Source organism: Zunongwangia sp. L-65 (genome assembly GCF_056859415.1).
This window is the reverse complement of sequence record NZ_JBSXOK010000072.1, coordinates 1-13345: the sequence shown is the minus strand read 5'-3', so window position 1 is coordinate 13345 and position 13345 is coordinate 1. Positions and strand designations below refer to the sequence as shown.

The window sequence follows — 13345 nt, the reverse complement described above, 5'->3', positions numbered from 1 at the left end:
TTAAGCCACAGCTTTAGGTTTGTCCAAAACATTTTGCAAAGAAGCGACCAGGCCGCTTTTCTTTTTTCTGCTTAAAAATGTGGTGTTAAATGTATATTTTTTAAAACCTTTTCTTCGTCTGGATTTAATATAAATAGTTATGCTTGAATATATTCCGTAATTGTTAAACTTATATTTTGCTAATTTTCTTTTTGGAAACTCTGCTTTCTTTACCCGGTATTCCATAAATTTTGAAAAGAAAACTCCGTTATTCTTAAAAATAAGAGTTTCACCATCGCTATCAAAATCGAAACTTACTCCTATTTTATGTACAAAAAAGAAGATAAGAAGCGTAATGATATTCGGTAAAAAATGGCTGAATTTTATAGGTTCATCACGGCCTATTAATTCTACATTTACAAAAATGTTGGTTAAAAAAACCGCCACCAATACGATATAAATGGGTGGGATTAATTTTATTTCATTTTTGTTATTTAACCTCATATTCCTAATTCTTCAATAAGATCAAGCTCTACTTTTAAGTTGTCTATGATAAACTCCTGTCGATCTGGTGTGTTTTTACCCATATAGAAACTTAGCATTTCTTCTATAGATTTATCCTTGTCCAACATTACAGGATCCAGCCGGATATCATCACCGATAAAATATTTAAATTCGTCTGGAGAGATCTCTCCTAAACCTTTAAATCGGGTGATTTCAACCTTTCCTTTAAGTTTTTGCACGGCCTGTTTTCTTTCATATTCTGAATAGCAATAGATCGTCTCCTTTTTATTACGTACTCTAAAAAGCGGCGTTTGTAAGATATACAAATGATTCTCTTTAATCAGTTCGGGAAAAAACTGAAGAAAAAAAGTAATTAATAATAATCGAATGTGCATCCCATCAACATCGGCATCTGTGGCAATTACGATATTATTATAACGAAGATCTTCTAAGGACTCTTCAATATTTAATGCAGCCTGTAGCAGGTTAAATTCTTCGTTTTCGTAAACAATTTTTTTGCTTAACCCGTAGCTGTTTAAAGGCTTTCCTTTTAAGCTGAAAACCGCCTGCGTATTTACATCTCTGGATTTAGTGATGGATCCACTTGCAGAATCCCCCTCGGTAATAAATAGTGTGGTTTCTAAATAGCGTTCCTTCTTATTGTCTCCAAGATGAATTCTGCAATCTCTTAGTTTTTTATTGTGTAAGCTGGCTTTTTTAGCACGTTCTTTAGCCAGTTTTCTAATTCCTGAAAGATCTTTTCGCTCGCGCTCAGCCTGAAGAATTTTTCGTTGAAGTTTATCAGCAGTTTCCTGGTTTTTATGCAGGTAATTATCAAAATTACGCTTTACAAAATCATTAATATACGTCCGCACAGTCGGAAAATCTCCGCCCATATCAGTGGATCCAAGTTTTGTTTTGGTCTGACTCTCAAAAACAGGCTCCATCACTTTTATGGAAATAGCCGCTACGATCGATTTTCGGATATCTGAAGCATCGTAGTTTTTCCCGTAGAATTCCCTTACGGTTTTTACGATAGCCTCTCTAAAGGCAGCCAGATGCGTCCCCCCCTGCGAGGTATTTTGACCATTTACAAAAGAATGATATTCTTCACTGTATTGCGCCTTGCTGTGTGTTACGGCGATTTCGATATCATCTCCCCGCAAATGAATGATAGGATATAAACGATCTTCTTTATTTAAGGTATCGTTTAATAGATCTTTTAATCCATTTTCTGAATAAAACTTCTCTCCGTTAAAAATAATGCTTAACCCGGGATTCAGGTATACATAATTTTTAATCATTTTCTCGATGTACTCATTTCTAAATTTAAAATTTTTAAAAATAAGCTCATCAGGAACAAAGGTTACTTTTGTACCACGACGGCGTGAAGTTTCCTCCAAAGATTCTTCATCTTTTAAATTTCCCTGCTCAAATTCAGCCGCATGGGATTTTCCATCCCTATTGGATTCCACTCTAAAATAAGAAGAAAGTGCATTTACGGCTTTTGTACCAACACCGTTTAATCCAACCGATTTTTTAAAAGCCCTGGAGTCGTATTTACCACCGGTATTCATCTTGGAAACTACATCCACTACTTTTCCAAGTGGAATACCACGGCCATAATCACGAACGATAACGCGTTGATTTTGGACAGATACCTCGATAGTCTTACCGGAACCCATCACAAATTCATCGATACAGTTATCTAAAACTTCTTTAAGCAATATATAAATCCCGTCGTCTGCACTAGAACCATCCCCCAATTTCCCGATATACATTCCCGGGCGCATTCGAATATGTTCTTTCCAGTCCAGCGACCGAATATTATCTTCGGTGTACTTTGTTTCCTGACTCATGTTTGTAAATAGTGGAGTTTCCCGGCTAATATAAGATATACCGGCAAAAGTTAAAACCCTGCAGCTACAAAGTAATTAACAAAGGCTTTAGAAAAATTGTTAATTGCTAAATTTAAGGTATTCCCTTAAAAAGAAATACCTGTTCGCATATTTTGAATACAATAATCGACATTGCAATTTAACTACCGATTATTGCCAAAGGAATGATCCTGAATCGTATTGAATAATGAAAGTTACAGACAGAAGAGGAGCACCAAGTTAGTTCTAAAACTACAACTTTTAAAACATGAAATAAAAAACACGTTTGCCCCGATCATTGTATGAGATAAAGCTATTATTTTCTGGTTGAAAAATGTTAACATTACAGTTTCCAACTTTCCAACTTTCCAACTTTAAAACTTTGTAAACTTTCAGACTTTACAAACTTTCAACCCAAATCTTATACGTTGAATCTAAAATGCATAACATCGCCATCCTGAACCACATACTCCTTCCCTTCTACCCGCATTTTTCCGGCTTCTTTAACTTTGGCTTCAGAGCCTAATTCAGAAAAATCGTTATAAGAAATCACTTCCGCACGAATAAATCCTTTTTCAAAATCGGTATGAATTACCCCTGCTGCCTGCGGAGCTGTAGCTCCAATAGGAATCGTCCAGGCTCTTACTTCCTTCACCCCGGCAGTGAAATACGTTTGTAGGTTTAACAGATTATAAGCACCACGAATTAATTTGGCAGATCCCGGCTCTTCCAGCCCAATATCCTGAAGAAACATTTGGCGTTCTTCATAATCATCTAATTCGGTTATATCTGCTTCTGTACCTACAGCAAGTACCAGAACTTCCGCATTTTCATCTTTTACAGCTTCACGAACGCGATCTACATGCGCATTACCACTTACCGCTGCTTCTTCATTTACATTACAAACATACATTACCGGTTTATCGGTAATAAACTGTAATGGTTTAATGAATTCTTTATGTTCATCTTCAGTGAATTCTACCGCTCTTATCGATTTTCCGGCTTCTAATCCTACTTTTGCTTTTAATAGTGCAGCTTCTTCTTTTTGAGCTTCTTTATTGCCCGTTTTTGCTGCGCGCTTTACTTTTTCCAGTTTTTTCTCTACCGTTTCCAGGTCTTTAAGCTGGAGTTCCATATCAATGGTTTCTTTATCACGAATAGGATCAATAGATCCGTCTACATGTACGATATTATCGTTATCAAAACATCTTAGTACATGAAGAATCGCATCGGTCTCTCTAATATTGGCCAGAAACTGGTTCCCTAAACCTTCTCCTTTACTTGCACCTTTTACCAGTCCTGCAATGTCCACAATCTCTACGGTTGCCGGTTGTACTCTCTCTGGATTCACCAATTCCTCTAATTTTTTGATACGAGGATCTGGTACGTTTACCACTCCTATATTAGGCTCTATCGTACAAAAAGGGAAATTCGCGCTTTGTGCTTTTGCATTAGATAAGCAATTAAACAAAGTTGATTTTCCTACGTTTGGTAATCCAACAATTCCGGCTTTCATATATTAATTTTTGATGCTGTTTATTTTGCGGCTGCAAAGATAGGAATTAGATACGAATTTCTCCTACCCCTAATTCTTTATAATTTATTTTAAAATCATGCTTAAAACCCATAATCCTAAAACAAAAAAGGAGAGCAACTGCCCTCCTCTCTATTATTTATTCTCTTTTTAATCGATAATCAAGATTAAAATCCTCCGATACTTGTCTCGTTTTAAAAATTTCTTGTTCAATTTAAATGCTTCTTGGGCTTGCCCCGAAAATAGTTACTTTAAAAACTTTCAACTTTTCAACTTTTGAATTTTTCAACTTTTGAACTTTCAACTTTTGAACCTGTAAACTCACTCCACAATATACATTTCGTTAGATGCTTTAATATATTCCTGTGGGTTAAACGTACTCTCGAAACTGTTTTTAACGATATCCAATTTTAATTCCAAATCGCTCATCTTGTCTTTTAAGTATGGATCTTTCTTATACTTTTCGATTAATCCTTCATATTTGTTCAGGTTTTCTAAAATTCTAAAGGTGATATCACCAAAGCGGATTTTTAGATTTTGAACGGCCAGCATTTGGTCATGATAATTTTGTTTCCAGTTTTCCGGATTGCTTTCGCGCTCTTCAACAATTTTGTTTTCAGCAATTTTTGAAATATCCAGGATATACTGTGTTCTTTTTTTCGCGTCGGTTTCATTAGTGAACTTACGTCCAAACGTCTTAAGGTCGATTCCCAGCATTTGCTCAAAATTTTCAACCATGGCCTTATCCTGGATGTTTTTTAGCTCATCTAGACTTTTATTGATCGCATCCCATTCGGTTTCAATTAAATCTTTATCGTGGGTAAATTGTGATACCGAGGTGGTTAACTTTAGCATTTGTACACTTTGTTCACGTAATTCTTTTTCCCTTCTATTTAACGAATTAATAAAAGTTCCTATACCGTCAAAAAGACTACCGGCAAACATCCCTACAAACGGAGTGCCCTGGCTTAAATCTCCAGTTACTTGAATAATATGATTTAAGGCTGCCAATCTCGCATTATCTTCCTGGTTTTCTTTCACAAAGCCCTGGAATTTACCAAACCATTCCTGATAACCTTCATAGTGCATGGGATTACTTACTTTATCTAAAGTAGAATAGAATTCTCGAGAGCTGTTAAACAAATTAAGCGGTTTTATTTCACGCTCCATACTGGCAAGATTGAGAACAGCTGAACTATAGTTGTATTTGTATACACTAATGGTATTTTTATCGATTTCAGACTGGCGTTCTTCTAAAAATTTTACCCGCTCCAGAAGCTTTTCTACTTTATCTGAAGCATTTCTGGAATTTTTAATGCTTTCATCAAGATTGTTGATTTTTGAATCAATTTCCTTAATTCTAAAGTCAAGATTCTGACTCAAAAGGGCTCTTTCGCGACTTAATTCTTTTAAAACCTGATCGGTTACCCGTTCGTTTGAAGCGGTGGATGAAAGGCTCTGCGCTACTGCGCTGCCGCTTAGCGCTACAAAAAGGCTTAAGCTTAAGGTTAAATTTTTCATCATTTGGTTTACTTAATTGGTATTTAGATTTTCAGCATTTTTTATGCCAGGCTAAAATATTAAAATTTCATCGATCATTGAACACAGCTTTAATATCCCTGCCAAATCTCTAAATTATTCAAGAAAGTTTTCCTATTTTAAATATTATTGGGAATTCAATAATATTCTTATCTCCGAAGCTCTCTTTAAGCTGTCGATATATATCATCTACCGGATTAAACCCATTTTTATCTGAGAAATGTTTAACCGCAGACCAGGTTTTTAAATACCCTATTAACCTTTCGAATTCCCATTCTTCTTTAAAATTCACTTTTGGCGTCTTTATTTCCTGAAACGGATAAGGAATATTGCTATACTCCTTATCCAGATACTTACGCTCTTCATCCCAGTATGAGCCTATAATATCGTTATAAAAATGATCAATAACCTTATTCGTTTCGGCATTACTACGGAAAAGTCCATAGCCTAAGACCACGAAAATCCCGTCATCTTTTAAAGTACGCTTTACTTCCGCATAAAATTGATCAAAATTAAACCAGTGAATGGCTTGCGCCACCGTAATTAAATCAAAAGAATTATCAGGGAAACTCACCTTTTCAGCTTGCTGAATACTATAACTAATATTACTTAATTTAGGAGCTTCTTTTAATTGATTTTCACTTATATCAGTCGCTTCTACCCTATCAAAGAATGTGGAAAGCTCCCTGGCTACCTGGCCATTACCTGTGGCACAATCCCAGGCATTGCGATGATATTTTAAATGACTTTTTATTTCATCAAATATTACTTTCGGATACTGCGGCCTGTAATTAGCGTAGTTAGCGGACTGGTGGGAAAAATTGTCTTTCATAATAACGAATATCTGGTGAAAGATATAAAATGAATGTTTAAGATGGAATTCTAAATAAGAAAATGAATATTTTTTTAATTTCAAGAGATCAATAAACATTTTAAGATGGTAAATTTATGGGTATCGAATCGGAGTTATTTTTTAGTAATGCAATCCCTCTTCATCACCATTTTATTCGTATCGAAGGAAAATTTCACCTTAAATAAGTGTAAAAAAATCATAGAATCGTTAAAATTTTAGCTAAATCGATTTACTTATTAACTTTTATTTTCGTATCATAGCAAACTGAAATACACCTGAAATCTTTTATAATGAAAAATTTAACCATAATTCTAGGAATGTTATGCTTTTCGGGGATCTTTGCCCAGAATAACAACCCTGTATTCCCGGGTTGGTACGCAGATCCTGAAGGAATTGTTTTCGATGATCAGTATTGGATCTATCCCACGTATTCCGCTCCATATGATAAACAAGTCTTTTTCGACGCTTTTTCTTCTCCAGATCTTGTAAACTGGACAAAACACGAAAAAGTAATCGATACGGCGGCTATAAAATGGGCCAAACGTGCTGTTTGGGCGCCTTCAATTATTAAAAAAGAGAATAAATATTATTTGTTTTTTGGCGCCAATGATATTCAAAGTGACGATGAGTTAGGAGGAATTGGAGTTGCCGTAGCAGACGATCCAGAAGGACCCTATAAAGATCACCTGGGGAAACCGCTTATTGGTAAATTTCATAATGGAGCCCAACCTATAGACCAGTTTTGCTTTAGAGATAAGGATGGGCAGTATTATCTTTATTACGGCGGTTGGGGACATTGTAATGTCGCTAAATTGAACGAGGATTTTACTGGTTTTATCCCCTTTGAAGATGGAACTATTTTTAAAGAAGTAACCCCTGAAGGTTACGTAGAAGGACCTTTTATGTTTATTAAAGATGGTAAATATTATTTTATGTGGTCTGAAGGTGGCTGGACGGGACCTGATTATTCGGTGGCCTATGCTATAGCCGATTCTCCACTGGGACCTTTTAAAAGAATAGACAAAATTCTTCAACAGGATAAAGACATCGCCACCGGTGCCGGTCACCACTCGATAATAAAGCATCCTAAAGACAATGATTATTATATTGTTTACCATCGCAGACCACTTACGGAAACTGACGGAAATTCCAGAGAAACCTGTATCGATGTGATGGAGTTTGATAGCAACGGACATATAAAGCCGGTTAAAATTACTAAGGAAGGTGTGGCGGCACATCCTTTAAAATAAATTATGAACAATCTAAATTATTCAACATACACTATGAAAAAAAAGTTCTTAACGGTACTGGCTTTCCTTGCCGTATTTAATTATGCGGAAGCCCAGAACCATCTTATAGAATCTGTTGAAAATCCTGTAGATTTTGTAAACCCTTTAATGGGAACAGATTCTAGTCCCGGATTATCCAACGGAAATACCTACCCTGCCGTTGCGGTGCCGTGGGGAATGAATTTATGGACGCCACAAACAGGACCAATGGGTCATGGATGGGCATATACCTATGATGCCGATAAAATACGTGGATTTAAACAAACGCATCAACCTTCTCCATGGATGAACGATTACGGCCAGTTTTCGTTAATGCCGGTTACCGGAGGAATGAAATTTAATCAGGATGATCGCGCAAGCTGGTTCTCTCATAAAGCTGAAGTTTCTACTCCTTATTATTATAAGGTATATCTGGCAGATCACGATGTGACAGTAGAACTTACACCAACCGAGCGTGCCGCGCAGTTTAAAATAAGCTTTCCAAAATCTGATAGCTCATACGTAGTTATCGATCCTTTTGATAAAGGTTCTTATGTAAAGGTTATTCCTGAAGAAAATAAAATTATTGGGTACACCACAAAATATGCCCGTGGAAAATTAACCAATTTTAAAAACTATTTTGTTATTCAGTTTGATAAACCATTTAGCGATGTAAACACCTGGGAAGGTGATCAATTAGCGAAAGGACAAGCTGAAATGAAAGCCGATCATGCCGGTGCTATCGTTGGTTTTGACACTAAAGATGGTGCTGTAGTTCATGCAAAGGTAGCCTCTTCTTTTATTAGTTTCGATCAGGCTCAATTAAATCTGGATCGCGAAATTGCGAAGGATGATTTTGAAACTACAAAGCAAAATGCACGTGATCTTTGGAATGAAAAATTAGGCAGATTAGAAGTTTCCGGCGGAACTATCGATCAGGTTAGAACTTTCTATTCTTGTCTTTACAGGACTTTATTTTTCCCTAATAAATTATACGAGATCAATGAAAATGATGAGATCGTACACTGGAGTCCTTACAACGGTGAAATTCTTCCTGGCTATATGTTTGCAGGTACAGGGTTTTGGGATACGTTTAGAGCCCTTTATCCTTTCTTGAATTTAGCTTACCCTTCTATTAACGAAGAGATGCAGGCCGGTCTTGCTAACGATTATAAAGAAGGTGGATGGTTACCAGAATGGTCAAGCCCGGGTTACGCCAATATTATGGTAGGGAACAACTCCGCTTCTGTAGTGGCCGATGCTTATATTAAAGGATTAAGAGGATACGATACTGAAACTTTATGGAAAGCTTTAGTAAATGGTGCTAACAACGAAGGGCCAATGACGGCAGTAGGACGTGCCGGTGCACCTTATTACAACAAACTTGGTTATGTTCCTTATGACGTTGGAGTAAACGAAAGTGCAGCAAGAACTTTGGAGTATGCCTATGACGATTTTGCCATTTACCAGTTTGGTAAAGCCATAGGAAAGCCTAAGAAAGAGATTGAAATTTATGCTGAGAGAAGTATGAATTACAAAAACCTTTTTGATCCTAGTTACGGGTTAATGAGAGGAAAAAATGAAGACGGCAGCTGGCAGAAGGATTTTAATCCTTTTAAATGGGGTAACCCTTTTACTGAAGGAAACAGCTGGCACTACAGCTGGTCTGTATTCCATGATGTGGAAGGTCTAATCGGACTTATGGGTGGTAAAGAAGACTTTGTTAAGAAATTAGATTCAGTTTTCTCTATGCCTCCTATTTTCGACGAAAGTGTATATGGTGGTGTGATCCACGAAATTCGTGAGATGCAAATTGCAGATATGGGCCAATACGCACACGGTAACCAGCCTATACAGCATATGATCTATTTATACAATTATGCAGGAGAACCCTGGAAAACCCAAAAATGGGCAAGGGAAACTATGGATAGAATGTATAAAGCTACTCCAGATGGCTATTGCGGTGATGAAGATAATGGGCAAACCTCTGCATGGTATGTATTTTCGGCCTTAGGTTTTTATCCTGTAACCCCTGCTGTAGACCAATATGTTATGGGAGCTCCGTTATTCAAAAAAGTAACGGTAAACCTTGAAAATGGAAATAAAATTGTAATTAACGCCCCTAAAAACAGCGATGATAATAAATACATCGAAAGCATGAAGGTGAATGGAAAATCGTATGATAAAAACTATTTGAAACATTCAGAATTAATTAAAGGAGCGAAGATTAATATGGAAATGAGCGATTCCCCAAACAAAAATCGCGGTACCAAAAAAGATGCTTTCCCTTATTCATTTTCTAACGAATAGCATTCATTTATGACAATACATTCACTAAAGAAGAAATCTTCAATTCAAAAAGGAGTACGATTACTGGGAGCTGGTATTTTACTGGGATCTTTGGGAATCTACACCTCTTGTGATAAAGCAGAAGCCGATACTTCATCGGCTTCTGCTTCTAAAATTGAAAATGCAAAAGACTTTGCCCAGTATGTAGACCCCATGATTGGGACGGCTAAGATGGGACACACCTATCCTGGGGCTACCGTACCATTTGGTAGTGTACAATTAAGCCCTGATACCGATACGATTCCTTATGCCGTAGATGGTCACTATAATCCCGATGTGTATAAGTATTGTGCAGGCTATCAATACGACGACAATACCATTGTTGGTTTTAGTCATACCCATTTTAGCGGAACAGGACATTCGGATCTGGGTGATTTTTTAATTATGCCAACTACGGGTGATCTCAAGTTAAATCCGGGAACTGCTTCTAATCCGGAAAGTGGTTACCGCTCCAGGTTCTCTCATGATAAGGAAACTGCAGAAGCTGGTTATTACAGTGTAATGCTGGATGATTATGATATCAAAGCTGAAATAACCGCTACCACTCGTGTAGGAATGCATCAATATTCCTTTCCAAAAGATAAAGAGGCACATATTGTTTTTGATTTAATGCACGGTATATATAACTATGACGATAAAAATGTCTGGACATTTGTTCGCGTAGAGAATGATACCCTGGTTACCGGATATCGTCAAACCAATGGTTGGGCCAGAACACGCCGTGTGTATTTCGCAATGTCTTTTAGTAAGCCTATTAAAGACTACGGAAGAGCAAGATATGATCGCCAGCCCTATGGTGGTTTTTGGGGGAAATTCGATCAGGCTAAAAACTTTCCTGAAATCGCCGGAGAAAAAATTAGAATGTATTTTAACTTCGACTTAGAGCCTCAGGAAAAACTGAAGGTAAAAATGGCGATCTCTCCGGTAAGTTCTGAAGGAGCTTTAAATAACATGAAAAAAGAAGTACCCAACTGGGATTTCGAGCAGGTTAAGGAAGAAGCAAGAGCAAATTGGAACCGAGAATTAAATAAGGTACAACTATCTTCTGAAGATGAAGACGAGTTAACCAATTTCTATACTGCCATGTACCATGCTTTTTTAGGACCAACAGTATATATGGACACCGACGGAAAATATATGGGCTTAGACATGAATGTACACCAGGCTGAAGGTTTTACCAATTACACAAGTTTTTCTCTTTGGGATACTTATAGAGCTTTGCACCCATTGTTTAATATTTTACAGCCAAAGCGAAATGCGGATATGGCCGAATCGATGATGGCACATTACGACCAGAGTGTTCATACCATGCTACCTGTTTGGTCTCATTATGCCAATGAAAACTGGTGTATGATTGGTTATCACAGCGCCTCGGTTTTAGCGGATGCGATTGTAAAGGGCAATGCAGATTTCGATCAGGATCATGCCCTTGAAGCCATGGTAAATACAGCGCGAACCAGATATTACGATGGTCTAGGTTATTATATGGATATGGGCTATGTACCGGAAGACAAGAATGGTTCTTCTGTTTCTAAGACCTTAGAATATGCTTATGATGACTGGGCTATTGCTCAGGCAGCGAAGAAACTGGGTAAAGACGAGATCTACGAAGAATTCATTAAAAGAGCAGAAAACTATAAAAATGTTTATGACGCAAAAACGGGCTTTATGCGTCCTAAATTAAGCGATGGAACTTTTAAAAAGGATTTTGATGAACTCAACACGCACGGTCAGGGCTTTATTGAAGGTAATAGCTGGAACTACAGTTTATACGTTCCTCATGAGCCTGCTAAAATGATTGAGATGATGGGTGGTAAAGAGCAGTTTTCACGACATTTGGACTCCCTGTTTACTATGGAACTTCCTGATAAATATTTTGAAAATACTGAAGATATTTCTCGTGAAGGCATTATTGGTAACTACGTTCATGGTAATGAGCCATCACATCACGTAGCTTATCTTTATAACTGGACAAATACACCCTGGAAGTCTCAGGATAAAATTAGAATGATCCTGGATATGAAGTATCAAACAGGAGCCGACGGACTTAGTGGTAACGATGATTTTGGACAAATGAGTGCCTGGTATATTTTTAGCAGCCTTGGCTTCTACCCTGTTGCCCCGGGATCTGTAGATTACGCGTTAGGAAGTCCTGCGGTAAAGGATGCCAGTTTACATCTTGAAAATGGTAATACCTTTAGAGTTATTGCCGAAAACCAAAGTAAGAAAAATGTATACGTGGATAAAGTGGAATTGAATGGAGAGGAATTAACCGAACCCTTTATTTCTCACGAAGCCATAATGAGCGGTGGCGAACTTAAATTCTACATGACCGCCAAACCGAACAAAACCTTGTTTATTAATTAGTTTAGTTTGTATAGTTTATTGTTTTGAGTGTAAAAGCGGGCTACAAAGCCCGCTTTTTTCTTTAACAGTGTACTAATTTTTAAAAACTAAAAGGATTTTAATAATAAAAACTTCCAGATAAAAAAAGAATGCTTTGTTGCTAATCTCCTGCCTAGTCGAGCACAAGTATATTCTTTAGTTTAATCCTTAAAAAAAACTCAAATCTTGAAGAAATGAGCTTTTTTTTGTTCCAATTTTAATCAATCCTGAACTATAAAATGTTCAACGTAATAATTAAGACATTTAATCAATTTCGTCTATTTTCTCTAAATTGAATGAACAGGCTCCGTTAACTAAAGAAATATTTTCTTCATCCTTATGACCATGTTTCGCATCTTCAACTTTTCTTACGTAAACAGCTACTTGCTCCCATTGTTTCAATTGAACTAATTTACTTAAGCTAACAGTATATTTTTCATTTTCGTCTACAGCACTATCAATAGTTATATAAACTGAAGAACCTGCAATTTTTGATCCCCATTTTGCTAAATAAAATTCGTAAACTTCATCTTCAGCATCATCATCTTCGATATTGATAGAAATTGTAGCATTTACTTTAAAAATACCACCTTCTTTTACTTGTATTCCATCATCTTTCAATTGAATATTCTTAGACAGTGCAGTTTGACCAAATTTTATGGTAAATGCCTGTCCGTTATTAAGTATTCTGGCTGAACTCGTATTGTATAAATCGGCATATACTTTCTCAGAATTTCCGCTTCCTGCATTTAAATCTTTCCAACTAGCGTTACCCTGAGCATCCGAAGTTAAGACCTTATTGTCACCCTGGGTGCCATCAACAATTCGTAAAGAACCATTAACATGAAGTTTTGCAGTTGGGTTACTGGTACCGATACCTATTTTTGAACCATTCCAGCTTGATGCTGCTGTATTATTTCCTAAAACTATAGCATAGGCTGTACTGGCAGTTGATTCATAACCAATGGCCGTAGCATTTTGAGCATTTGCTTTGGCATTTGAACCTAAGGCTGTAGCATTTTGTTGGGTAGCCTCACTATTGTAACCAATCGCTGCC

At 36.9% G+C, this 13345-nt stretch carries 8 protein-coding genes and 1 pseudogene; 3 read left to right on the top strand and 6 right to left on the bottom strand.

Annotated elements, in window-relative coordinates; translation table 11 throughout:
* The 5 genes from AC13DP_RS15755 to AC13DP_RS15735 all read right to left on the bottom strand — a co-directional run bounded on the left by AC13DP_RS15755 (nucleotide 1) and on the right by AC13DP_RS15735 (nucleotide 6265).
* A complete protein-coding gene (locus tag AC13DP_RS15755) occupies nucleotides 1–483 on the bottom strand; it encodes a hypothetical protein (protein WP_483068087.1) in 483 nt (160 codons plus the stop codon).
* A complete protein-coding gene (locus tag AC13DP_RS15750) occupies nucleotides 480–2342 on the bottom strand; it encodes a DNA topoisomerase IV subunit B (RefSeq protein ID WP_347407702.1) in 1863 nt (620 codons plus the stop codon). Before AC13DP_RS15750 ends, AC13DP_RS15755 begins: the two co-directional genes overlap by 4 nt.
* Nucleotides 2343–2781: 439 nt before the next feature.
* The gene (ychF, locus tag AC13DP_RS15745) at nucleotides 2782–3876 is read right to left on the bottom strand and encodes a redox-regulated ATPase YchF (RefSeq protein WP_013072146.1); all 1095 of its coding nucleotides are present in this window, start codon (nucleotides 3874–3876) and stop codon (nucleotides 2782–2784) included.
* Nucleotides 3877–4215: 339 nt separating this feature from the next.
* Nucleotides 4216–5418, bottom strand: coding sequence for a hypothetical protein (locus AC13DP_RS15740; protein WP_013072147.1), 1203 nt, complete (start codon nucleotides 5416–5418; stop codon nucleotides 4216–4218).
* 115 nt (nucleotides 5419–5533) lie between these two features.
* Complete coding sequence (locus tag AC13DP_RS15735) at nucleotides 5534–6265, bottom strand: class I SAM-dependent methyltransferase (RefSeq protein ID WP_483068086.1); 732 nt, start codon at nucleotides 6263–6265, stop codon at nucleotides 5534–5536.
* Nucleotides 6266–6576: 311 nt separating this feature from the next.
* Between AC13DP_RS15735 and AC13DP_RS15730 the strand changes: the two genes are divergently transcribed.
* Genes AC13DP_RS15730 through AC13DP_RS15720 form a run of 3 tightly spaced genes read left to right on the top strand, consistent with a single transcriptional unit; the run spans nucleotide 6577 to nucleotide 12270 of the window.
* Complete coding sequence (locus AC13DP_RS15730; protein WP_483068085.1) at nucleotides 6577–7536, top strand: glycoside hydrolase family 43 protein; 960 nt, start codon at nucleotides 6577–6579, stop codon at nucleotides 7534–7536.
* A gap of 33 nt (nucleotides 7537–7569) precedes the next feature.
* On the top strand, nucleotides 7570–9864 hold the full coding sequence (locus AC13DP_RS15725) for a GH92 family glycosyl hydrolase (RefSeq protein WP_483068084.1): 2295 nt from the start codon (nucleotides 7570–7572) through the stop codon (nucleotides 9862–9864).
* A gap of 9 nt (nucleotides 9865–9873) precedes the next feature.
* Nucleotides 9874–12270 carry a GH92 family glycosyl hydrolase gene (locus AC13DP_RS15720; protein WP_483068083.1) on the top strand — a complete coding sequence of 799 codons (2397 nt, stop codon included), beginning with the start codon at nucleotides 9874–9876 and terminating at the stop codon, nucleotides 12268–12270.
* 282 nt (nucleotides 12271–12552) lie between these two features.
* Here AC13DP_RS15720 and AC13DP_RS15715 read toward each other — a convergent pair.
* Nucleotides 12553–13345, bottom strand: a pseudogene (locus AC13DP_RS15715) (hypothetical protein); the annotation flags it as partial.

Coding starts and splice junctions, on each gene's coding strand:
- AC13DP_RS15755 (WP_483068087.1), bottom strand. CDS start 483: ATGAGGTTAAATAACAAAAATGAAATAAAATTAATCCCACCCATTTAT.
- AC13DP_RS15750 (WP_347407702.1), bottom strand. CDS start 2,342: ATGAGTCAGGAAACAAAGTACACCGAAGATAATATTCGGTCGCTGGAC.
- ychF (WP_013072146.1), bottom strand. CDS start 3,876: ATGAAAGCCGGAATTGTTGGATTACCAAACGTAGGAAAATCAACTTTG.
- AC13DP_RS15740 (WP_013072147.1), bottom strand. CDS start 5,418: ATGATGAAAAATTTAACCTTAAGCTTAAGCCTTTTTGTAGCGCTAAGC.
- AC13DP_RS15735 (WP_483068086.1), bottom strand. CDS start 6,265: ATGAAAGACAATTTTTCCCACCAGTCCGCTAACTACGCTAATTACAGG.
- AC13DP_RS15730 (WP_483068085.1), top strand. CDS start 6,577: ATGAAAAATTTAACCATAATTCTAGGAATGTTATGCTTTTCGGGGATC.
- AC13DP_RS15725 (WP_483068084.1), top strand. CDS start 7,570: ATGAAAAAAAAGTTCTTAACGGTACTGGCTTTCCTTGCCGTATTTAAT.
- AC13DP_RS15720 (WP_483068083.1), top strand. CDS start 9,874: ATGACAATACATTCACTAAAGAAGAAATCTTCAATTCAAAAAGGAGTA.